The organism is Streptomyces marincola, assembly GCF_020410765.1.
Taxonomy (GTDB): domain Bacteria; phylum Actinomycetota; class Actinomycetes; order Streptomycetales; family Streptomycetaceae; genus Streptomyces; species Streptomyces marincola.
In genome coordinates, this window is the sequence record NZ_CP084541.1 from 6,431,739 (window position 1) to 6,455,958 (window position 24,220).

General features: G+C 74.2%; 2 protein-coding genes and 2 pseudogenes. All 4 read left to right on the forward strand.

Features of this window, described 5'->3' with window-relative positions:
- Positions 1-4 precede the first annotated feature (4 nt).
- Positions 5-1,288: pseudogene (locus LC193_RS29280) on the forward strand (SpnB-like Rossmann fold domain-containing protein); the annotation flags it as partial.
- Positions 1,289-1,435: 147 nt separating this feature from the next.
- Positions 1,436-7,975: pseudogene (locus LC193_RS29285) on the forward strand (type I polyketide synthase); the annotation flags it as partial.
- Positions 7,976-8,005: 30 nt separating this feature from the next.
- Positions 8,006-17,554, forward strand: coding sequence for a type I polyketide synthase (locus LC193_RS28185; RefSeq protein ID WP_226078201.1), 9,549 nt, complete (start codon positions 8,006-8,008; stop codon positions 17,552-17,554).
- 83 nt (positions 17,555-17,637) lie between these two features.
- Complete coding sequence (locus tag LC193_RS28190) at positions 17,638-24,219, forward strand: type I polyketide synthase (RefSeq protein WP_226078202.1); 6,582 nt, start codon at positions 17,638-17,640, stop codon at positions 24,217-24,219.
- The last annotated feature ends 1 nt before the right edge of the window (position 24,220 follow it).

Genomic DNA, 24,220 nt, shown 5'->3' on the forward strand with positions numbered 1-24,220 from the left:
GGCGCACGGCACGCCGGACTCCCTGGCCGACGGCGCCAGGGACGCGACGCTGCACGCGTGGCGCACCGTTGGCGACTGGCTGGCGAGCGAACAACGCGCCGACTGCCGCTTGGTGGTGGTCACCGCCGGTGCGGTCGCCGTTGGTCATGGGGAAGACGTCCCCGACCTCGCTGCCGCTCCGGTCTGGGGCCTGGTGCGGACGGCCCAGTCGGAGAACCCCGGCCGCGTCGTCCTGGTGGATCTGGAACCGGGCACGACCGGACAGGCCGCCGCCTCCGCCCTGGCCACCGCGCTGGCCACCGACGAGTCGCAGGTGGCGGTGCGGGGTGGCGTGGCGTTGGCGCCCCGGTTGGTGCGGGTGTCGGCCGGTGGCGGTGGTCTGGTGCCGCCGGTGGGTGAGTCGGCGTGGCGGCTGGACGTGCTGGGTGGGGGGACGTTGGAGTCGCTGGCGCTGGTGCCGGCCCCGGAGGAAGCGGGCGTGCTGCCTGCCGGGCAGGTGCGTGTGGCGGTGCGTGCCGCGGGTCTCAACTTCCGCGATGTGCTGATGGGTCTGGGCATGTACCCGGGCGACGTGATGCTGGGCAGCGAGGCCGCCGGTGTCGTCGTCGCGGTCGGTGAGGGAGTGGAGCACGTCGCGGTCGGCGACCGCGTCATGGGCCTCATCCATCAGGGCTTCGGTTCCCTCGCGACGGTGGACGCGCGGTTGGTGGTGCGGATGCCGGTGGGGTGGTCGTTCGAGCAGGCGGCGTCGGTGCCGGTGGTGTTCCTGACCGCGTACTACGGCCTGGTGGATCTGGCCGGGTTGCGGGCGGGGGAGTCGGTGCTGGTCCATGCCGCCGCGGGCGGCGTGGGCATGGCGGCGGTGCAGCTCGCCCAGCACCTGGGCGCCACGGTGTTCGCCACCGCGAGCGAGGCCAAGCAGGCGACCGTGCGGGAGCTGGGGGTGCCGGCGGAGCGGATCGCGTCCTCGCGCGATCTCGACTTCCGCGACGCGTTCCTCGCCGCGACCGGCGGCGCCGGTGTGGACGTGGTGCTGGACGCGCTGGCGCGGGAGTTCGTGGACGCATCCCTCGAACTGCTGCCGCGCGGCGGCCGGTTCCTTGAGATGGGCAAGACCGACATCCGCGACCCCGAACAGGTCGCCACCGAGCATCACGGAGTGCGCTACCAGTCCTTCGACATGCTGGAGGCCGGTCACGACCGCATTGGTGAGATGCTGCGCGAGATCGTCGACCTGCTCCAACAGGGCAGGCTGCGCCCGCTGCCGATCACCACCTGGGACGTGCGGCGGGCGCCGGAGGCGTTCCGGTTCATGTCGCAGGCCCGGCATGTGGGCAAGATCGTGCTGACGGTTCCGCAGGACCCCGATCCGGCGGGCACCGTGTTGATCACCGGTGGTACGGGGACCCTGGGCTTGTTGCTCGCGCGGCACCTGGTGGCGGCGCGCGGGATGCGTTCGCTGGTGCTGACCAGCCGTGCGGGGCTCGACGCGCCGGGGGCGGCGGAGCTGGTCGAGGAGCTGGAAGGACTGGGCGCGCGGGTGGAGGTCGCCGCCTGCGACGCGGCCGACCGCGACCAGCTCGCCGCGGTACTGTCCGCCATCCCGGCCGAACACCCCCTGACCGGCGTCGTGCACGCCGCCGGGATCGCCGACGACGGGATGTTCGGCGACCTGACGGAGGAGCGGATCGAGCGGGTCCTGCGACCCAAGGTCGACGCCGCGCTGAACCTGCACGAGCTGACCCGCGACGCGGACCTCCGGCTCTTCGCCCTGTACTCCTCGACCGCCGGCATCCTGGGCAATCCCGGCCAGGCCAACTACGCGGCGGCGAACACCTTCCTGGACGCCCTGGCCGCCCACCGCCGCGCGCAAGGGCTGCCCGCCACATCCCTCGCCTGGGGGCTGTGGGAGCAGGCGAGCGGCGTCAGCGGCGACCTGTCGGAAGCCGACCTCGCGCGCCTGGCACGCGGCGGCATGCTGCCGCTCGGCTCGGCTCAGGGACTCGGCCTCTTCGACGTGGCCCAGGGGCTCGACGAAGCCGTCACCGTGCCGATCCGCCTCGACCTCGCCACGATGCGGAACGCGGCCAAGGCCGGCGGGGCGCGGGCGGTGCCCCCGTTGTTCCGCGCCCTGATCCGCGTCACCGGACGGCGTACGGCCACCGGGCCCACCGGCGACGCGTCCTCGCTGGCGGCGCAACTGGGCAGGCTCGGCACGGCGGACCGCGTGACTCTGGTGTCCGAACTGGTCCGCACCCACGTGGCGGCCGTGCTCGGCCACGCGAGCGCGGCGGCCATCAACGCCGAGCGGCAGTTCAAGGACCTGGGCTTCGACTCGCTGACCGCGGTGGAGCTGCGCAACCGGCTCAACGGCGCGACCGGACTGAGCCTGCCGGCCACGCTCATCTTCGACTACCCCACGCCGGCCGCGCTCGCCACGTTCCTGCTGAGCGAACTCGGTGTCGGTACGGCGGACGCGGAGGCCCCCGCCGCCGCGACCGCCGTCGCGGCGGACGAGCCGCTCGCCATCGTCGGCATGGCGTGCAGGTTCCCCGGCGGCATGGACTCACCGGAGCAGTTGTGGCGCCAGCTCATCGACGGCGCCGACGCGATGGGCCCCTTCCCGGCCGACCGGGGCTGGGACCTGGAACGCCTCTACGACCCGGACCCGGCCGCCTCCGGCGCCTCCTACGTGCGGGACGGCGGATTCGTGCACGAGGCGTCGCACTTCGACGCGGACTTCTTCGGCATCAGCCCGCGTGAGGCGCTGGCCATGGATCCGCAGCAGCGGCTGCTGCTCGAAGTCACCTGGGAGTCCCTGGAACGGGCCGGAATCCCACCGGCCTCGCTGCGCGGCCGTGCGGTCGGAACGTTCGTCGGCGGGGTGCAGTCGGACTACGGTTCGGGCATCCAGCGCATCTCCGACAGCGCGGAGGGCTATGCGCTCACCGGCACGACAACCAGCGTGATCTCGGGCCGGGTCGCCTACGTGCTGGGCCTCGAAGGACCCGCGGTGACAGTGGACACGGCGTGTTCCTCGTCGCTGGTCGCGCTGCACCTGGCGGCGCAGGCGCTGCGGAACGGCGAGTGCGACATGGCGCTGGCCGGCGGCGTGACGGTGATGGCCACGCCGGGCGCTTTCGTCGAGTTCAGCCGTCAGCGCGGTCTCGCGGCCGACGGCCGCTGCAAGCCCTTCTCTTCGGCTGCCGACGGAACGGGCTGGGGCGAGGGCGTCGGCGTCCTCGTGGTCGAGCGCCTGTCCGACGCCCGGCGCAAGGGCCACCAGGTGCTGGCCGTGGTGCGCGGTTCGGCCGTCAACCAGGACGGTGCGAGCAACGGCCTCACCGCGCCGAACGGTCCCGCGCAGCAGCGCGTCATCCGCTCGGCGCTGGCCAACGCGGGGCTGACCCCCGGCGACATCGACGCGGTCGAGGCCCACGGCACCGGAACCCGGCTGGGCGACCCGATCGAAGCCCAGGCACTCATCGCCACCTATGGCCAGGACCGGCCCGAGGACCGGCCGTTGTGGCTGGGGTCGATCAAGTCGAACATCGGCCACACGCAGGCGGCGGCCGGTGCCGCCGGCCTGATCAAGATGGTGATGGCGCTGCGCGAAGGCGTGCTGCCGCCCACGCTGCACGCGGAGGAGCCGACCACTCAGGTCGACTGGTCGGCCGGCGCTGTGGAGCTGCTGACCGAGGCCCGGGAGTGGGTCGGGGAGGGGCGTCCGCGTCGGGCGGGCGTGTCCTCGTTCGGTATCAGCGGCACGAACGCGCACGTGATTCTTGAGCAGGCGCCGGTCGAGGATGCCGAGCCGAAGGCCGTGGTGCTGCCGGGTGACCGCCTTGGGGTGGTGCCGTGGGTGGTGTCGGCCCGCACCGCGGATGCCGTGGCGGCGCAGGCGGAACGGCTGGCCGAGGCTGCTGCTGAGTTGGACGCTGCCGATGTCGGGTGGTCGCTGGCCTCCGGGCGGGCGGCGCTGCCGACCCGCGCGGTGGTGTGGGGCCGGAACACCGATGAACTGGTCGCGGCTCTGCGTGCGGTGTCGGCCGGTGAGGGTGTGGTCGAGGGCCGGCTCGCGGTGCTGTTCACGGGGCAGGGTGCGCAGCGGGCTCGGATGGGTGCCGAACTGGCTGCCGCGTTCCCCGTGTTCGCGGATGCTTTGGCTGAGGTGTGTGCCGGGTTCGACGGTCTGCTGCCGCGTCCGCTGGGTGAGGTGCTGGCCGACGAGACCAGTGATGATCTGGATCGGACGGTGTTCACGCAGGCGGGGCTGTTCGCGGTCGAGGTGGCGCTGTGGCGGCTGGCCGAATCGTTCGGCGTCAAGCCCGACTTCGTCGCGGGGCACTCGATCGGTGAGATCGCGGCGGCGCATGTGGCGGGCGTGTTCGACCTCGCGGACGCCTGCCGTCTGGTGGCCGCGCGCGGTTCGCTGATGCAGGCCCTCCCGGCCGGTGGCGCGATGCTGTCGGTGCGGGCCACGCCCGAGCAGGTGTCGGAAGCCCTGGGCGAGGTCGATGGTCTGGACATCGCGGCCGTCAACGGGCCGCGCTCGGTCGTCGTGGCCGGTGACGAGGCGGCGGTCGAGCGGCTGCGGGAGTCGTTCACCGAGGCGGGCGTGAAGACGCGGCGGCTGTCGGTCTCGCACGCGTTCCACTCGCGCCTGATGGACCCGATGCTGGAGGAGTTCGAGCGGGTCGCTTCGACGCTCACCTACCGCGCCCCCGCCATTCCCGTGGTCTCGAATGTGACCGGCGAGCTGGCCGGGGTGGAGATCGGGTCGGCCGGGTACTGGGTGCGGCACGTCCGCGCCACCGTTCGCTTCGCGGACGGTATTGCCGCGCTGCGTGACGCCGGTGTGTCGACGTTCCTGGAACTGGGACCGGATGCCACGCTCACCGCGATGGGCGCGGAGTGCCTGCCCGAGGACGACACCACCACCGCCTTCGTGCCCACGACCCGGCGCGAACGCGACGAGGTGCAGACGTTCACCAGTGCCCTGTCCCGCATCTGGGGGCGTGGTGTGTCCGTGGACTGGAAGGCGGCGTTCGCCGGGCGCGCCGTGCGCCGGGTCGACCTGCCGACCTACGCCTTCCAACGCCGCCGCTACTGGCTGGAGTCGGAGGCGGGCGGCGACCCGACCGGGCTCGGTCTCGGCGCGGCAGGGCACCCGTTGCTGGGCGCCGCCGTCAACCTCGCGGCTGACGGTGGTGTCGTCCTCACCGGGCGCATGTCCGTGGGCCTGCAACCGTGGCTGGCGGACCACGCCATCGGTGGAACGGTCCTCTTCCCCGGCACCGGCTTCGTCGAACTCGCCATCCGCGCGGGCGACGAGGTCGACTGCGGGCAGGTGCGGGAACTCGCCCTCCAGGCGCCACTCGTGCTGCCGGAGCGCGGCGCCGTTCAGGTGCAGGTCGTCGTCGGGACGACCGATGACCTGGGCAGTCGCGAGGTGCGGATCTACTCCCGTCCGGAGCACGCCGACGCCGACGAGCCCTGGGTCCAGCACGCCGAGGGCGCTCTCGGGCGCGAGCCCGAGGCCCTGCACGACGAGCTGGACCTGGCCGAGTGGCCCCCCGCCGACGCGGAGACCATCGACGTCTCAGGGGTGTACCGCACCCTCGCCGACGCGGGTTACGGGTACGGGCCGGTGTTTCAGGGGTTGCGCGCCGCGTGGCGGCGTGGCAAGGAGATCTACGCCGAGGTCGGCCTGCCCGAGGACGAAGCGGGCCGGGCGGCACGCTACGGCCTGCACCCCGCCCTGCTCGATGCGGCTCTGCACGCGCAGAGCCTGGTGGGGGGCGACACCGCCGAGTCCGCCTCCGGCCGGAGCGGCGACGGGGTCCGGCTGCCGTTCGCCTGGTCGGGCGTGTCCTTGCTCGCCTCGGGCGCGACCGCCCTCCGCGTGCGGATCGTGCCGACCGGAACGGATGAACTCGCACTTCAGGCCGCCGACACCAACGGTCGGCCGGTGGCCGCTGTCGGCTCGCTGCTCCTGCGCGCGGTGACCGGCGAGCAACTCACCGCGGTCGCCTCCTCCGCCACGCGGGACGCGCTGTTCCGGGTGGAGTGGGTTCCGTTGAGCACCGGCGGTGACACCCCCGTCGGGGACTGGGCCGTGCTGGGCTCGTCGCCGCTCGTGGCGAACGGCATGGCCCGCCACGACGACCTGTCCACGCTGATCACGGCGTTGGACGCGGGCGAGAAAGCGCCCTCGGTGCTGTTGCTCCCCTGCCTGCCCCCGGACGACGAGCGGCGGCTCAACGTAGGGGGCGAGGACGCCATCTCTGGGGTGTTGGCCGTGTTGCGAGCGTGCTTGGTTGATGACCGGTTGGCCATGTCCCGTCTGGTGGTGGTCACTCAGGGCGCGGTCAACGGACACGGCAACGATGTGAGGGATCTGATGCACACGCCGGTGTGGGGGTTGGTGCGCTCCGCGCAGACGGAGAACCCCGACCGGTTCCTGCTGGTGGACCTCGACCCCGAAGTAGGGATCGAGGAGGCCGCGATCCCCGACGTGGTCGCGGGCGCCATGGCGGCGGACGAGTCCCAGGTGCTGGTCCGCGGCGGGCAGGCCCACGCGCCGCGTCTGGTCCGCGTCGCCCCCGCCGGCGCGCCCGCGCCCGACGCCCCCTCCACCACGCGGCCCGGGTTCCCGGGCACGGTGTTGGTGACGGGTGGTACGGGTGCGTTGGGTGCGCTGGTGGCTCGGCATCTGGTGGAGCGGTACGGGGTGCGGTCGTTGGTGTTGACGAGTCGTCGTGGGCCGGCGGCGCGCGGTGCCGCGGAGTTGGTGGGGGAGTTGGAGTCGCTGGGGGCGCGGGTTGAGGTGGCGGCGTGCGATGCCGCTGACCGCGAGGCGTTGGCGGGGGTACTCGCGCAGATCCCGGCCGAGTATCCGTTGTCGGGTGTGGTGCATGCGGCGGGTGTGCTGGACGACGGCTTGGTCGCGTCGCTTTCGGATGAGCAGGTGCGGCGGGTGCTGCGACCGAAGGCGGAGGCCGCGTGGAATCTGCACGAGCTGACGCGTGATGCCGATCTGGAGATGTTCGTGCTGTTCTCCTCGGTGGCCGGTGTGTTCGGTGGTCCTGGTCAGGGGAACTACGCGGCGGCGAACGCGTTCCTCGACGGCCTGGCGGCGCACCGGCGCGGACTCGGCCTGCCCGGCACCTCCCTCGCCTGGGGACCGTGGGCAGCGCACGACGGCATGACCGGCGGGCTCAGCACGGCCGACCGCGAACGCATGGCGGGCAGCGGCCTGGTGCCGCTGTCCCCGGCCCACGGACTCGCCCTGTTCGACGAAGCGCTGCTCCTCGGCGAACCCCTGCTCGTGGGCGCCCCGTTGGACGCGTCGGTGCTGCGCAGGCAGGCCGAACGCGGGGGCCTGCCCGGCATGCTGCGCGGCCTGGTGCGCACCCGGGTGCGACGGGCCACGGCCGGGGCGGCCGGCAGCGCGGAGGACGCGGCGTCGCTGCGGCGCCGGCTGGCGGGGCTGAGTGACGCCGAGCGCGACCGGGTCGTGACGGACCTGGTGCGGGAGGAGGTCGCCCTGGTTCTCGGGCACCCGAACGCCCTGGCCGTCGACGTGGACCGGCAGTTCCAGGAGCTGGGCTTCGACTCGCTGACGGCCGTCGATCTCAGGAACCGGCTCGGTGCGGCGACCGGGCTGCGACTGGCCGCCAGCCTCGTCTTCGACCACCCCACACCGGCCGGGCTCGCCCGCGCGCTCGTCGCGCAGCTCGCCCCGGCCGACGCCCGTACGCCGGAGGAGGAGCGGGACGCGGAGGTGCGCGAGCTGCTGGCGGCCATCCCGCTCGCCCGGCTCCGCGCGTCCGGGCTGCTGGAGGCCCTGATGCAGCTGGCCAGGCCGGAGGACGAGGAACGCCCCGCGGCCGAGGGCGATCCGGGGCCCGGCATCGCCGACATGGAGGTCGACGACCTCGTGCGCATGGCACTCGGCGACTCCGACTCCTGACCGAATCCACGAGAAAGCTGAGCGACGCTCATGGCGGCACCCACCGGCAACGAGAAGATCGTCGAGGCCCTGCGGGCTTCGCTGACCGAGACCAATCAGCTCCGCAAGCAGAACCAGCAGCTCCTCGCCGCGCACCGTGAGCCGATCGCGATCGTCGGGATGGCCTGCCGTTACCCGGGCGGGGTGAACTCGCCCGAGGACCTGTGGCGCCTGGTGGACACGGCCTCGGACGCGATAGGCGAGTTCCCCGGCGACCGGGGCTGGGACACCGACGGCCTGTACGACCCGGAACCCGGGGTGCCCGGGCGGACCTACACCCGCGAGGGCGGGTTCCTGTACGAGGCCGCCGCGTTCGACGGGGAGCCCTTCGCGATAGCGCCGCGTGAGGCGCTGGCGATGGACCCGCAGCAGCGGCTGCTCCTTGAGACGACCTGGGAGGCGTTCGAACGGGCCGGTATCGCCGTCGACTCGGTGCGCGGCAGCCGGACCGGTGTCTTCGCCGGCCTCATGTACCACGACTACGGCAGTCGGCTGACGCGGCTGCCGGAGGAGGTCGGCGGCTACATCGGGACGGGCACCGCGGGCAGTGTGCTGTCCGGGCGGCTGGCTTACACGTTCGGTCTTGAGGGTCCCGCGGTGACGGTGGACACGGCGTGTTCCTCGTCGTTGGTCGCGCTGCACTTGGCGGCGCAGGCGCTGCGGAACGGCGAGTGCGACATGGCGCTGGCCGGGGGCGTGACGGTGATGTCGACCCCGTCGACGTTCGTCGAGTTCGGGCGCCAGCGCGGTCTTGCGGCCGACGGCCGGTGCAAGTCGTTCGCCTCGGCGGCGGACGGCACCGGGTGGGGCGAGGGCGCGGGCGTGCTGCTCGTGGAGCGGTTGTCGGACGCGCGGCGCAACGGGCACCGGGTGCTGGCGGTGGTACGCGGTTCGGCGATCAACCAGGACGGTGCGAGCAACGGCCTGACCGCGCCGAACGGCCCCTCGCAGCAGCGCGTGATCCGGGCCGCGCTGGCCGGCGCGGGCCTGACGACCGGGGACATCGACGTCGTGGAGGCGCACGGTACGGGCACCTCGTTGGGTGACCCGATCGAGGCCCAGGCGCTGCTGGCGACCTACGGCCAGGACCGGTCCGAGGACGACCCGTTGTGGCTGGGGTCGATCAAGTCGAACATCGGGCACACCCAGGCGGCTGCGGGCGTCGCGGGCGTCATCAAAATGGTGATGGCCATACGGGCCGGTACCCTGCCGCCGACCCTGCACGTGGACGAGCCCTCGCGGTTCGTCGACTGGACGGCGGGTGCGGTCTCGCTGCTCACCGAGGGCCGTGCCTGGCCGGAGAACGACCGGCCGCGCCGGGCGGGCGTGTCGTCGTTCGGTATCAGCGGCACGAACGCGCACGTCATCATCGAGCAGGCACCGGCGGACGCGGAACCCGACTCGACCGTCGTCCCCGGGAAACCTCTCCCCGCAGTGCCCTGGGCCGTGTCCGCCTACACGAGCGAGGCGCTCGCCGCCCAGGCGGAACGGCTGGCGGGCGCGGCTGCCGAGCTGGACGCGGGGGATGTCGGGTGGTCGTTGGCCTCCGGGCGTGCGGAGTTGGCGTCCCGCGCGGTGGTGTGGGGCCGGGACGCCGATGAACTGGTCGCGGCTCTGGGCCAGGTGTCGGCTGCGGAGCAGGTGGTTGAGGGCCGGGTCGCGGTGCTGTTCACGGGGCAGGGTGCGCAGCGGGCCCGGATGGGTGCGGAGCTGGCCGACGCCTTCCCCGTGTTCGCGGACGCTCTGGCCGAGGTGTGTGCCGGGTTCGATGGTCTGCTGCCGCGTCCGCTGGCGGAGGTGCTGGCCGACGAGACCAGTGATGATCTGGATCGGACGGTGTTCACGCAGGCGGGGCTGTTCGCGGTCGAGGTGGCGCTGTGGCGGCTGATCGAGTCCTTCGGTGTCAAGCCCGACTTCGTTGCCGGGCACTCGATCGGTGAGATCGCCGCCGCGCACGTGGCGGGGGTGTTCGACCTCGCGGACGCGTGCCGTCTGGTGGCCGCGCGTGGCTCGCTGATGCAGGCGCTTCCTGCCGGTGGCGCGATGCTGTCCGTGCAGGCCACGCCCGAGCAGGTGTCGGAAGCCCTGGGCGAGGTCGATGGTCTGGACGTGGCGGCGGTCAACGGGCCGCGCTCGGTCGTCGTGGCCGGTGACGAGGCCGCGATCGACCGGCTCGGCACGGTGCTCACCGAAACGGGTGTGAAGACGCGGCGGCTTACGGTCTCGCACGCGTTCCACTCGCGCCTGATGGACCCGATGCTGGAGGAGTTCGAGCGCATCGCCGCGCAGCTCACCTACCGTGCCCCCGCCATTCCCGTGGTGTCGAACGTGACCGGCGAGGTGGGGAGCGAGGAGATCGGGTCGGCCGGGTACTGGGTGCGGCACGTGCGCGCCACCGTCCGCTTCGCGGACGGCATCGACGCGCTGCGTGCCGCGGGGGTGTCGACGTTCCTCGAACTGGGTCCGGACGCGACACTCACCGCGATGGGCGCGGAGTGCCTGCCCGAGGACGACACCACCACCGCCTTCGTGCCCACCACCCGGCGCGAACGCGACGAGGTGCAGACGTTCACCAGCGCCCTCTCCCGCGTCTGGTCCCGGGGTGTCTCCGTGGACTGGCGGGCCGCGTTCGCCGGGCGCGCCGTGCGCCGGGTCGACCTGCCGACCTACGCCTTCCAGCATCAGCGGTACTGGCTGGAGAACGCGCCCGCGTCCGACGAGCTCGCCGCCGTGGACCCGGAGGAGGCGCGTTTCTGGGACGCGGTGGAGCAGCAGAACCTCGCCGTACTGGCCGATGCCCTCCAGGTGAGCGGCGAGGAATCGCTGCGCGAGGTGCTGCCGCAGCTGTCGTCGTGGCGGCGCGGGCGGCGGGAGCGCAGCCTGATCGGTGACTACCGCTACCGCGTGGCCTGGACGCCCGTGGACCTGCCCGCGCCCGCCCTGCGCGGCGGCACCTGGCTGTTCGTCGTCCCCTCGGCGCCGACCGACCCGGGCCTGGTGGAGTCGTGCCGCGCCGCGCTGACCGCCCACGGCGCGGAACTGGAAGTCCTCACGGTGGACGCCGCCGCCGCGCACCGGATGGAACTGGCCGATCACATCGGTGAGTTGCTGCTCGACCTGGCGGCCGTTCCGGCTGCGGGCGAGACGGAGAGCGCCCCCGCCTTCGCGGGTGTCCTGTCCCTGCTCGCCGTGGCGGAGGCGCCCCCGCTCGACGCCGACGAGCTGCCGCACGGTCTCGCCGCGACCGTCGCGCTGACGCAGGCGCTCACCGACGCCGGGGTGACCGCGCCGCTGTGGTGCGCGACCCGCGGGGCGGTCGCCGCCGCGTCCGGCGACCCGGCGCCCGACGCCGCCCAGGCGATGCTCTGGGGGCTCGGCCGGGTCATAGGACTTGAGGCGCCGGAACGCTGGGGCGGCCTGGTGGACGTTCCCGACGACCTGGACGAGCGCGGGGCGCGCCTGCTGGCCGGGCTGCTGTCCGGCGGCGGGGCGGAGGACCAGGTGGTCGTGCGCCGCTCCGGGGCGCTGGCCCGCCGCCTCGGAACGGCGCCGGTGCCGCCGGAGGCCGGTGGCGCCGCGTGGCCGCCGCCCGGCACCGTGCTGGTCACCGGCGGCACCGGCGGCATCGGCGCCGAACTGGCCCGCTGGCTCGCCGACAACGGTGCCGAGCACCTGCTGCTGCTCAGCCGGCGCGGCGCCGAGGCCCCGGGGGCCGCGGACCTGGCGGACGAACTGCGCGCGACCGGCACCGAAGTGACGCTCGCGGCCTGCGATGCCGCCGACCGGGACCGCCTGGCCGAGGTGCTGGACGCCATCCCGGCGGACCGGCCGCTCGCCTCGGTGGTGCACGCGGCGGGCGTGCTGGACGACGGTGTGGTGGACGCGCTCACGCCCGAGCCCATGCGCCGCGTGCTGCGGCCGAAGGTCACCGCCGCGCTCAACCTGCACGAGCTGACGCTCACCCACGGTCTGTCGAGCTTCGTGCTGTTCTCCTCGTTCGCCGGGACGTTCGGCTCCCCTGGGCAGGCCGCCTACGCGGCCGGGAACGCGTTCCTCGACGCCCTCGCCGAGCAGCGCGCGGCCGCCGGCCTGCCGGCCGTCTCGATCGCGTGGGGGCCGTGGGCCGGGGCCGGCATGGCCACCGGAACGGAGGCCGTCGAACGGGGCATGCGCCGTTCCGGCCTCACGCCGCTGGCCCCGGGCCTGGCGCTCGCCGCGCTTCGGCAGGCGGTGCGCGGCGGCGACGGCCCGATCACCGTCTTCGACGTGGACTGGGAGCAGTTCGCCGCCGTTTTCGCCTCGCTGCGGCCGAGTCCGCTGATCGCGGACCTGCCGCAGGTCCGCCGCCTGGCCGAGCGCGCGGGCGGTGGGCAGGCGGGGGAGCGGTCCGGTGAGCTGGTGGACCGGCTGGCCGGGCTGGCCCCGGCGGAACGCGAGCGGGCCCTGGTGGACCTGGTGCGCGCCCAGGTCGCCACCGTTCTCGGCCACCGGGGCGCCCAGGCGGTCGCGCGGGAGAAGCCGTTCAAAGAACTGGGCTTCGACTCGCTGGCGGCCGTGGAACTGAGGAACCGCCTCGTCGCCGCGACCGGCCTCGCGCTGCCGGCCACCCTCGTCTTCGACCACCCCACGTCGCTCGCGGTCGCCCGCTTCCTGCGCGGCGAACTGCTGCCCGACGAGGGAGCGGACACCGGCGCGCGGGCGCGTGCCGGGGCGCGTGGCGCCGACCCGGCGGACGACCCGATCGTCATCATCGGCATGTCCTGCCGTTTCCCCGGCGGCGTCGAGTCGCCCGAGGACCTGTGGCGGCTGGTCGCCGACGGCACGGACGCCATCACCCGCTACCCGGACGACCGGGGCTGGAACATTGACGACTACTACGATCCGGACCCGGACCGGCCGCACACCACCTACACGCGCGAGGGCGGCTTCCTCACCGGCGCGGCGGACTTCGACGCCGGGTTCTTCGGGATCTCGCCGCGCGAGGCGCTGGCGATGGACCCGCAGCAGCGGCTGCTGCTCGAAGCGTCCTGGGACGCCGTCGAGCGGGCCGGCATCGACCCGACGAGCCTGCACGGCAGCCAGACCGCCGTGTTCACGGGCATCGTCGCCCTCACCAACAGCCTCTCCCCCTCGGCTACTTACGTGCCCGAGGAGTTGCAGGGCATGGTCGGCACCGGCACCGCCGCCAGTGTCGCCTCGGGCCGGGTCGCCTACGCGCTCGGCCTCGAAGGCCCGGCCGTCACCGTCGACACGGCGTGCTCCGCGTCCCTGGTCGCCCTGCACCTCGCGGCCCAGTCCCTCAGCCGCGGCGAGAGCGACCTGGCGCTCGCGGGCGGCGTCACCGTGCTCGGCACGCCCGGCATCTTCGTGGAGTTCAGCCGGCAGCGCGGCCTCGCGCGCGACGGCCGCTGCAAGGCGTTCTCGGCCGCGGCGGACGGCTTCGGGCCGGCCGAGGGGGTCGGCATGCTGCTCCTCGAACGGCTCTCGGACGCGCGCCGCAACGGGCACCGGGTGCTGGCCGTGGTGCGCGGTTCGGCCGTCAACCAGGACGGTGCGAGCAACGGCCTGACCGCCCCCAACGGCCCGTCCCAGCAGCGCGTCATCCGGCAGGCGCTGGCCAACTCCGGGCTCACCGCGTCCGACGTCGACGCGGTGGAGGCGCACGGCACGGGCACCTCGCTCGGCGACCCGATCGAGGCCCAGGCGCTGATCGCCACCTACGGCCGCGAGCGGCCCGAGGACCGGCCGCTGTGGCTCGGCTCGATCAAGTCGAACATCGGCCACACCCAGGCGGCGGCCGGTGTGGCGGGGGTCATCAAGATGGTGATGGCGATGCGGGAGGGCGTCCTGCCCTCGACCCTGCACGTGGACGAGCCGTCCCCGCTGATCGACTGGTCCGCGAGCCCGGTGTCGCTCCTGACCGCCTCCCGCCCGTGGAAGGCGGGCACAGGTCCGCGCCGGGCCGCCGTCTCCTCGTTCGGCATCAGCGGAACCAACGCGCACGTCATCCTGGAGGAGCCGGCCGCCGAGCCGCCCGCGGAACCCGTCGTCACCCGGGACCGGCCGGCGCCGTTCGCGCCCGCCGTCCTGCCGTGGGTGCTCTCGGCCCGCGCCCCCGGCGCGCTGCGGGAGCAGGGCGGGCGGCTCGCCCGGCACGTCGCGGACCTGGACGCCGACCCGGCGGATGTCGCGCACGCGCTGCTGACGCGGCGCGCCGCGTTCGAGCACCGCGCGCTGGTGTGGGGCCGCGACCGGGACGCCCTGACCGGCGCCGCCGCGGCCCTGGCCGCCCTCGAAGACGGCGACGAAGAGGGCGGGGCCGGACGCGGCACGGACGCGGAGGCGCCCGGACGGCCCGAGCACGCCGGCCGCCTCGTCGTCGGCCAGGCCGACCTCGCCGGCGGGATCGTGTTCGTCTTCCCGGGACAGGGCTCCCAGTGGATCGGCATGGGCCGCGACCTGCTCACCACCTCCCCGGTCTTCGCGGCCCGGCTCGCGGAGTGCGAGGCGGCACTCGCGCCGTTCGTCGACTGGTCGGCCACCGAGGTACTCGACGGCCGGGCCGAACCCGGCTGGCTTGAGGACGTCGAGGTGCTCCAGCCGCTGCTGTGGGCCGTCATGGTCTCCCTGGCCGCCGTGTGGGAGGCGCTCGGCGTCGAGCCCTCCGCCGTGATCGGGCACTCGCAGGGCGAGCTGGCCGCCGCCGCCGTCGCGGGCGCCCTCAGCCTTGAGGACGCGGCCCGCGTGGTCGTCGCCAGGTCCGCGCTCGTCGCTCCCACCCGGGACAGCGGCACCCTCCTGACGGTGGCCGCCGACCGCGAACGGGTGGACGCCTGGCTGACGCGCTGGCCCGGCAGGCTGTCCGTGGCCGCCGTCAACGGGCCCACCGGCATCGTCGTCTCCGGCGAGTTCGCCGCGCTCGACGAACTCGCCGACCTGCTCGCGGCGGAGAACGTCTGGTGCCGCCGCGTGCCCGGCACCCACCCCGCGCACTCGCCGCGCATGGAGGCGCTGCGCGACGACCTGCTCGCGGCCACGGCCGCCGTCCGGCCCCGCGCCTCCCGGGTGCCGGTGATCTCCACCGTCACCGGCGAGGTGCGCGAGGGCGAGACCATGGACGCCGCCTACTGGTACGCCAACCTGCGCGAGACCGTCGAGTTCGAGCGGGCCGTGCGCACCGCGATCGACCAGGGCTGCGCCGCGTTCGTGGAGGTCAGCCCGCACCCGGTGCTGAACGTCCCGCTGCTGGAGATCATCGGCGCCACCGGCGCCCAGGCCACCGCGGTGGGCACGCTGCGCCGCGCGGAGGACGGCGGCGAACGCCTCATCGCCAACGCGGGCGAACTGTGGGTGCGCGGCCTCGACGTGGACTGGGAGGCACTGCTCGACGGCCGCGACCTGCGCCGGGTCGACCTTCCTCCCTACCCCTTCCAGCGCAGCCGCTACTGGCTGAACGCGACGGCCGGCGGCGCCGCGGACCCGGCGGGACTCGGCCTGGGCGACACCGGCCACCCGCTGCTCGGCGCCGCGGTGCCCCTGGCCGCCGGCGACGGAGTGCTGCTCACCGGCAGGCTCACCGCCAGGGACCGGCCCTGGCTGGCCCAGCACACGGTCGCGGGAACCGCGCTGCTGCCCGGCTCGGTGTTCACCGAGTTCGCCGTCCGGGCGGGCGACGAGGTCGGCTGCGGCCACGTGCGGGAACTCCTGCTGCTCGCACCGCTCGCCCTGCCGGCATTGGGCGGAGTGCGGATCCAACTGGTCGTCGGCCCGGCCGCCGAGGACGGCAGCCGCGCCCTGAGCGTGTACGCGCGGCCCGACGACGCGCCGGACGGACGGCCGTGGACCTGCCACGCCGAGGGCGTGCTCGCGCCCGGCGGCGCGGCCGTCCCGGCCGAGGACCTGACGGCCTGGCCGCCCGCGGGGGCGGAACCCGTCGACATCACCGGCTTCTACCCCGCCGCCGAGGCCGCCGGATACGGCTACGGGCCGGCGTTCCAGGGGCTGCGTTCGGTGTGGCGGCGCGGCGGCGACATCTTCGCCGAGGTGCGGCTGCCGGAGGAACTGCGCGGCGAGGCAGCCGCGTTCGGTCTGCACCCGGCTCTCCTCGACGCCGCCCTCCAGGCCGGCGGCGTCGGCGCGCCCGCCGGGGACGGCACGCTGCGCCAGCCCATGGCGTGGAACGGGACGACGCTCCTGGCGACCGGCGCGACCGAACTGCGCGTCCGCCTCACGCCCATGGCCGGCGACGGGCTGGCCATCCTCCTCACCGACCCGGAGGGCCGGCCCGTCGCCACCGTCGAGACGCTCGTGCAGCGCACGGTGTCCGCCGACCAGCTCGCCCGCGCGATCGCCGGGGCCGCCGGCGCGGAGGAGGGCACAGGACTGCCCGACCGCGGCTGGGTGCCGCTGCCCGTGCCGCCGGCCGACGAGGAGGGACGGGCGGCCCAGCGGTGGGCCGTGCTCGGTGAGGACGGGCTCGGCGTCGGCGCCGCCGTCCAGAACGAGGGCCTCGCCGTCGACGCCTACGCGGACCTGGCCGCCCTCCGCGCCGCCCTGGACGCGGGAATCCCCGCGCCGGACGTCGTCCTCGCCGTCCGCGCACCCGGCCGGGCCGGCCCGCTCACCGCAGAAGGCGCCGCCGCCCTCGTCGAGGACTGGCTCGGTGAACGCCGGCTGGCCGGCGCCCTGCTGACCGTGGTGACCAGCCGGTCCGTGGCCGCCGCCGATGACGACGAGATCGACGACCCCGAGGGCGCGGGCGTCCTGCGTCTCGTCCGGTCCGCCCGGGACACCGCGCCAGGACGCCTGCTCCTCGTCGACATCGACGGCGGCCCGGCCGCCGACCTCCTGCCGCTGGCCGTGGCCGCCGCCTCGGCCGGCGGCGAGTCCTGCCTCGCCGTGCGCGGCGACGCGTTCCTCGTGCCCCGGGCCGCCGCCCGGCCCGCGGCCGTCACCGCCGGCCGCCGCGTCGCGGCCGGCGGGGCCGCGGGGGCCGGCGGCGACGGGCAGGCGCTCGCCCAGCGGCTGGCCGGCCTCGGCGACGCCGAACGGCAGCGCGCCCTCGTGCTCCTGGTGCGGCAGCAGATCGCGGCCGTCCTCGGCCACGCGTCGGCCCGCGACATCGAACCCGACCGGCTCGTCAAGGACCTCGGCTTCGACTCCATGATGGCCGTGCAGCTCCGCAACCGGCTCGCCGCGGAAACCGGCCTGGACCTGCCGACCACCCTCGCGTTCGCCCACCCCACCCCGGCCGCGCTCGCCGACTACCTCGGCGGCCGGCTGGAACCGGCGGCCGACACCGCGAGCAGCCGCGTCCTCGACGAGATCGACCGGCTGGACAGCGCCCTGACCGCTCTCGACGCGGCGCACGAGGACCGCGCACGCATCGCCAAACGCCTCCAGAACCTCGCCTGGCGCCTGGGCAGCGAGGCCACCCCGCAGGACAGGGCGACGGAGGCCGTCCTGACCGACGACGTCCTCGAATCCGTCTCGGACGACGAGATGTTCGACCTGATCGACCGGGAACTGGGTGAGCCCTGACGGGCCGGCCGGGAGCCGACCCAGGCTCCCGGCCTTCCCGCCGGACCCCAGACCTTCCGCCCCGTTCCGTAGGAGTGCCCACGATGCCGACCACAGAAGACAAGCTTCGTGACTATCTGAAGCGCGTCACCGCAGACTTCAGCAAGCTTCGCCATCGCGTGCACGAGCTGGAGACGCAAGCGCACGAACCGATCGCCATCGTCGGCATGGCCTGCCGGTTCCCCGGCGGCGCCGACTCACCGGAACAGCTGTGGCGCCTGGTGGCCGACGGCGTGGACGCCATCAGCCCGTTCCCCACCGACCGGGGCTGGCCCGATGACCTCCACGACCCCGACGGGGATCGGCCGGGCAAGAGCTACGTCACCGAGGGCGGCTTCCTGCACGACGCGGGACACTTCGACCCCGAGGTCTTCGGCATCTCCCCGAACGAGGCGCTGGCGATGGACCCGCAGCAGCGGCTACTGCTCGAAGCGTCCTGGGAGGCGTTCGAACAGGCCGGTATCGCGCCGACCGCCCTGCGCGGCAGCAGGACCGGCGTCTTCGCCGGCGCGGTCTCCTCCGACTACGCCACAGGGCGCAGCGTTCCGCCGGGCGTGGACGGGTTCATGGCCACCGGGACCATGGCCAGCGTGATCTCCGGCCGGGTCGCCTTCTCACTCGGCCTGCACGGCCCCGCCGTCACCATCGACACGGCGTGCTCGTCCTCGCTGGTCGCCTTGCACCTGGCCGTGCAGTCCCTGCGGCAGGGCGACTGCGACCTCGCGCTGGCCGGCGGCGTCAACGTCATGCCCACCCCCACCCCGTTCACCGCCTTCAGCCAGCAGCGCGGCCTCGCGCGCGACGGCCGCTGCAAGACGTTCTCGGCGGCGGCCGACGGCACCATCTGGTCCGAGGGCGTCGGCATGCTCCTCGTCGAACGCCTCTCCGACGCACAGCGCAACGGGCACCGCGTCCTCGCCCTCGTCCGGGGCTCCGCCACCAACCAGGACGGCGCGAGCAACGGCCTCAGCGCGCCCAACGAGCTGGCGCAGCGCCAGGTCATCAAGGACGCCCTGGCCGACGCCGGTCTTTCGGCCGCCGACGTGGACGCGGTCGAGGCGCACGGCACCGGCACGAAACTCGGGGACCCGATCGAGGCCCAGGCACTGCTGGCGACCTACGGCCAGGACCGTCCCGAGGGCCGGCCGCTGCGGCTCGGCTCGATCAAGTCGAACTTCGGGCACGGCGGCGCCGCCGCCGGTGTCGCCGGCGTCATGAAGATGGTGCTCGCCCTGCGGGCCGGTGTGCTGCCGCGTTCCCTGCACATCGACGAGCCCACTCCGCATGTGGACTGGTCGGCGGGTGCGGTCGAGTTGCTGTCCGAGGCGCGGGAGTGGGTGCGGGAGGGCCGTCCGCGTCGGGCGGGCGTGTCGTCGTTCGGTATCAGCGGGACGAACGCGCACGTCATCATCGAGGAGGCGCCGGCCGACGAGGCGCCGGGCGCGGTGGTCGTCGCGGCCGAGCGCGAGCCGGTGTGGCGGGGGCCCGTGCTGCCCTGGATCGTCTCCGCCCGGGGCCAAGAAGCCCTGGCGGCGCAGGCGGGCCGGCTCGCGGAGGCGGCCGGTGGCCGCGATGCCGTTCCGGCGGACGTGGGTTGGGCGTTGGCGTCGTCGCGTGCGGTGTTGGAGCACCGGGCCGTGGTGTGGGGTGCGGAGACCGGTGAGTTGGTGTCGGGTCTTGCCGGTGTGGCTTCGTCGGCGGCGGCGGTGAACGCGGTGGTGGGTGTGGCGGGGTCTGATGCGGGTGGTGGGTCGGTGTTTGTGTTCCCGGGGCAGGGGTCGCAGTGGGTGGGTATGGGGCGTGGGTTGTTGGAGTGCTCGCCGGTGTTCGCGGCGCGGTTGGGTGAGTGCGGGGAGGCGTTGGCGCCGTTTGTGGAGTGGTCGTTGGTGGAGGTGCTGCGGGGTGCGGATGAGAGCTGGCTGGAGCGGGTGGATGTGGTGCAGCCGGTGTTGTGGGGGGTGATGGTGTCGTTGGCGGCGGTGTGGGAGTCGGTGGGTGTGGTGCCCTCTGCGGTGGTGGGGCATTCGCAGGGCGAGATCGCGGCTGCTGTGGTGGCGGGTGCGTTGTCGTTGGCGGATGGCGCGCGGGTGGTGGCGCTGCGCTCGTTGGCTATTCGTGAGTTGGCCGGTGGTGGGGGGATGGTGTCGCTGGCTGCGGGTGCGGGGCGGGTGGAGGAGTTGCTGGCTTCTGCCGGTGTGTCGGGTGGGGTGTCGGTGGCGGTGTTGAACGGGCCGTCGGCGACGGTGGTGGCGGGTGATGTGGCGGGGCTCGACGCGGTGATCGCTGCCGCGGAGGCGGCGGGGGTGCGGGCGCGGCGGGTGCCGGTGGACTACGCCTCCCACTCGGCTCATGTGGAGGCGATCGAGGAGCGGATCCTGGCCGACCTGGCGCCGATCGAGCCTCGTTCGTCGCGGGTGCCGTTGGTGTCGGCGGTGTCGGGTGAGGTGCTGGACACGGCCGGGATGGATGCGGGGTACTGGTATCGGAATCTGCGGCAGCCGGTGCGGTTCGCCGACGCGGTCGGCACGGCGTTGTCGTTGGGGTTCCGGTCGGTGGTTGAGGTCAGCGCCCACCCGGTGCTGACGATGAGCGTGCAGGAGATCGCGGAGTCCGCGGGTGCGCAGGACGCCGTGGTGGTGGGCACGCTGCGCCGGAACGAGGACGAGGCCGCGCGGTTGGTGGCGTCCGCTGCCGAGCTGTGGGTCAACGGCGCCACGGTGGACTGGACGGCGTTCTACGCCGGGCGCGCCGTGCACCGCGTGGACCTGCCCACCTACGCCTTCCAACGCAAGCGCTACTGGCTGGAACCGAATCCGCTGGCCGCGGATGCCACCGGCCTCGGTCTCGGCTCAACGGAGCACCCGTTGCTCGGTGCCTCGGTCACACTGGCGGCCGATGGCGGGGTGCTGCTGACGGGGCGGTTGTCGCTGCGCACGCATCCGTGGCTGGCGGATCACGCGGTGAACGGCACGGTGCTGCTGCCGGGGACGGGTTTTGTCGAGTTGGCGTTGCGTGCGGGTGATGAGGTCGGCTGCGGTCAGCTGCGGGAACTGACGCTTCAGGCGCCGCTGCTGCTGCCGGATGAGGGGGGCGTTCAGCTTCAGGTCGTGGTCGGTGTGCCGGGTGAGGACGGGCGCAGGAGCGTGCACGTGTACTCGCGTGCCGAGGACGCCGATCCGGCACTGCCCTGGACCTGCCACGGCGAAGGCATCCTGACCGAGAAGCCGTCCGCCCCGCAGGAGGACGCCGATCTGCTGCTGTGGCCGCCGCAGGGCGCGGAACCGGTCGACGTCTCCGCCTTCTACCCGGCCGCCGCCGACGCGGGATACGAGTACGGGCCGGTGTTCCAAGGGCTGCGCGCCGCCTGGCGGCGCGGCGAGGAGATCTTCGCCGAGGTCGCCCTGCCCGAATCGGCGCAGGCCGACGCCGCCCGCTTCGGCATCCACCCCGCCCTGCTCGACGCCGCACTCCACGCCAACAGCCTCGGCCCGTTCGGCACGGGGGACGGCAGGCTGCTGCTGCCGTTCGCCTGGACCGGCGTGTCCCTGCACGCCACCGGCGCGGCCCGGCTGCGGGTGCGCATCGGCCGGGCCGGAGCGGACGGGCTGGCCGTGCTCGTCGCGGACGCCACCGGCCAGCCGGTCGCCCACGCCGAATCGCTGGTGCTGCGGCCGGTCACCGAAGGACAGCTGGCCACCGCCGACGACCCGGCGCGCGACGGTCTGTTCCGCATCGCGTGGACGCCGGCCGACGCGGACACCGGTACCGGGCCCGGCACGTCGGCGCTCGCCACGTGGGTCGTGCTGGGGGAGGACCGGCTCGGCCTCGGTCTCGGCACCTTCGGTCCGCAAGACCGCTCCGCCGGTTCCGCACCGCCGCCCGTCGTCGTGTTCGCCCCCGCCGCCGCGGCCACCACGGGAGGCGAAGAGGCGGCGGGCGCCGCGACGCGTTCCGTTCTCGACGCCCTGCGCGACGTCAGGGAATGGCTCGCGGATGAACGGTCCGCCGGCAGCCGGCTGGCCGTCGTCACGCGGGGCGCGGTCGCCACCGGCGCCGCCCACGACATCGCGGACCTGCCGCTGTCCTCCGTGTGGGGACTCGTCAGGTCGGCCCAGTCGGAGAACCCCGACCGGCTGCTCCTGGTGGATCTCGACCCCTCCACCGAACCCGCTCCCGACGACCTGGCCCGCGCCGTGCACGTGGCGCTGCGCGACGCCGAGTCGCAGACCGCCGTGCGCGGCGGCACCGTGCTGGTGCCCAGGATGAACCGATGCGGCGCCGACGGCGGCCTGCTGCCACCCGCGAACGAGACGGCCTGGCGGCTTGACGCGCTCGGCGGCGGCACGCTGGAGTCCCTGGCGCTCGTGCCGGCCCCCGAGGCCGCGGCCCCGCTGCCGGCCGGCCAGGTCAGGGTCGCGGTGCGTGCGGCCGGGCTGAACTTCCTCGACGTGCTGCTCGGTCTCGGCATGGCGCCGGACGACCGCGACATGGGCATCGAGGCCGCGGGCGTCGTCGTCGAGGTCGGCGAGGGCGTCACGGAACTGGCCGTGGGCGACCGCGTCATGGGCCTGATCCCCAAGGGCTTCGGGTCCCTCGCGGTCACCGACGCCCGCGTGCTCGCCGCCGTCCCCGAGGGGTGGTCGTTCGAGCAGGCGGCGTCGGTGCCCGTGGCGTTCCTGACCGCGTACTACGGCCTGGTGGACCTGGCCGGGTTGCGGGCGGGGGAGTCGGTGCTGGTCCATGCCGCCGCGGGCGGTGTGGGCATGGCGGCGGTGCAGCTCGCCCAGCACCTGGGCGCCACGGTGTTCGCCACCGCGAGCGAGGCGAAGCAGGCGACCGTGCGGGAGCTGGGGGTGCCGGTGGAGCGGATCGCGTCCTCGCGCGACCTGGACTTCCGCGACACCTTCCTCGCCGCGACCGGCGGTGCGGGCGTCGATGTGGTGCTGGACTCGCTGGCGCGGGAGTTCGTGGACGCCTCCCTCGAACTGCTGCCGCGCGGCGGCCGGTTCCTTGAGATGGGCAAGACCGACATCCGCGACCCCGAACAGGTCGCCGCCGACCACCCCGGGATCCGCTACCGCGCGTTCGACATGGGCGAGGCCGGCCCCGACCGCATCCGCGACATCCTCACCGAGATCGTGCGCCTCTTCGAACGGGGCGTGCTGCACCCGCTGCCGACCACCACGTGGGATGTGCGGCGGGCGCCGGAGGCGTTCCGGTTCATGTCCCAGGCCAAGCACATCGGCAAGATCGTGCTCACCGTGCCGCCCGCCCTCGACCCGCAGGGCACGGTGCTGATCACCGGCGGCACCGGAACGCTCGGCTCGATCCTCGCCCGCCACCTGGTCACCGAGCACGGCATCCGCTCCCTCGTCCTGACCAGCCGCGCCGGTGCGCTCGCGCCGGGCGCCACCGATCTCGCCGCCGAACTGGAGGACCTGGGCGCCCGGGTGGTGCTCGCCGCCTGCGACGCGGCCGACCGCGACCAGCTCGCCAAGGTACTCGCCGGCATCCCCGCCAGGCATCCGCTGACGGGCGTCGTCCACGCCGCTGGCGTGCTGGACGACGGCGTCCTCGCCTCGCTCACCGAGGAGCAGGTCCACCGCGTCCTGCGGCCCAAGATCGACGCCGCGCTGAACCTGCACGAGCTGACCCGGCACGCCGACCTCGCCATGTTCGCGATGTACTCGTCCGTGGCCGGTGTCTTCGGCGCCCCGGGCCAGGGCAACTACGCGGCGGCCAACGCCTTCCTCGACGCCCTGGCCCACCACCGGCGCGCCCGGGGGCTGTCCGCCACCTCGCTGGCCTGGGGATTCTGGGCGGACGCGAGCGGCATGACCGGCCACCTCGGCGGACGCGACCGGGACCGGATCTCGAACAACGGACTCGTGCCCCTCACCCCCGAGGAGGGCAACGCCCTGTTCGACGCGGCCATCCGCACCGACGAGGCCCTGCTGGTCACCGCACGCCTCGATCTCGCCGGGGGCTCCGCACCCGCCGACGCGACGGCCCTGCCGCCGCTGATGCGCGCACTGGTCCGCACCGCGCCGACCCGGCGCGCCGCGCAGTCGGCCGCGGCCACCGGCGGCGGCACGGCCCTGACGACGCGCCTGGCCGCGCTGAGCGACGCGGAACGGGACAAGGCGCTCCTCGACCTGATCCGGGGGAACGTCGCCACCGTGCTCGGACACGCAGACGCCCGGGCCATCGGCGCCGACCGGCCGTTCAAGGACATGGGCTTCGACTCCCTCACGGCCGTCGAACTCCGCAACCGGCTCAACACCGCGACCGGCCTCAGCCTCCCCGCCACCCTGATCTTCGACCACCCGTCACCGCTCGCGCTCGCCGAGCTGATCCGGTCCGAGCTGGTCCTGACCGAGCCGCGGAAGGAGACGGAGAACGTCCCGTCCCTGGTCGCCCAACTCGACCGGCTCGACGCCACGCTCGACACCGCGAGCCCCGACGACATCGCGCGCGACCGCATCGCCGACCGGCTGCGTGCCACGCTCGCCCGGCTCAAGGACGGCTCGACCGACCCGGCCCCCGCCGACACCGAGGACGACCTGGCGTCCGTCACCGACGACGAACTCTTCGAACTCCTCGAAGACGAGCTCGGCACTCCTTGAT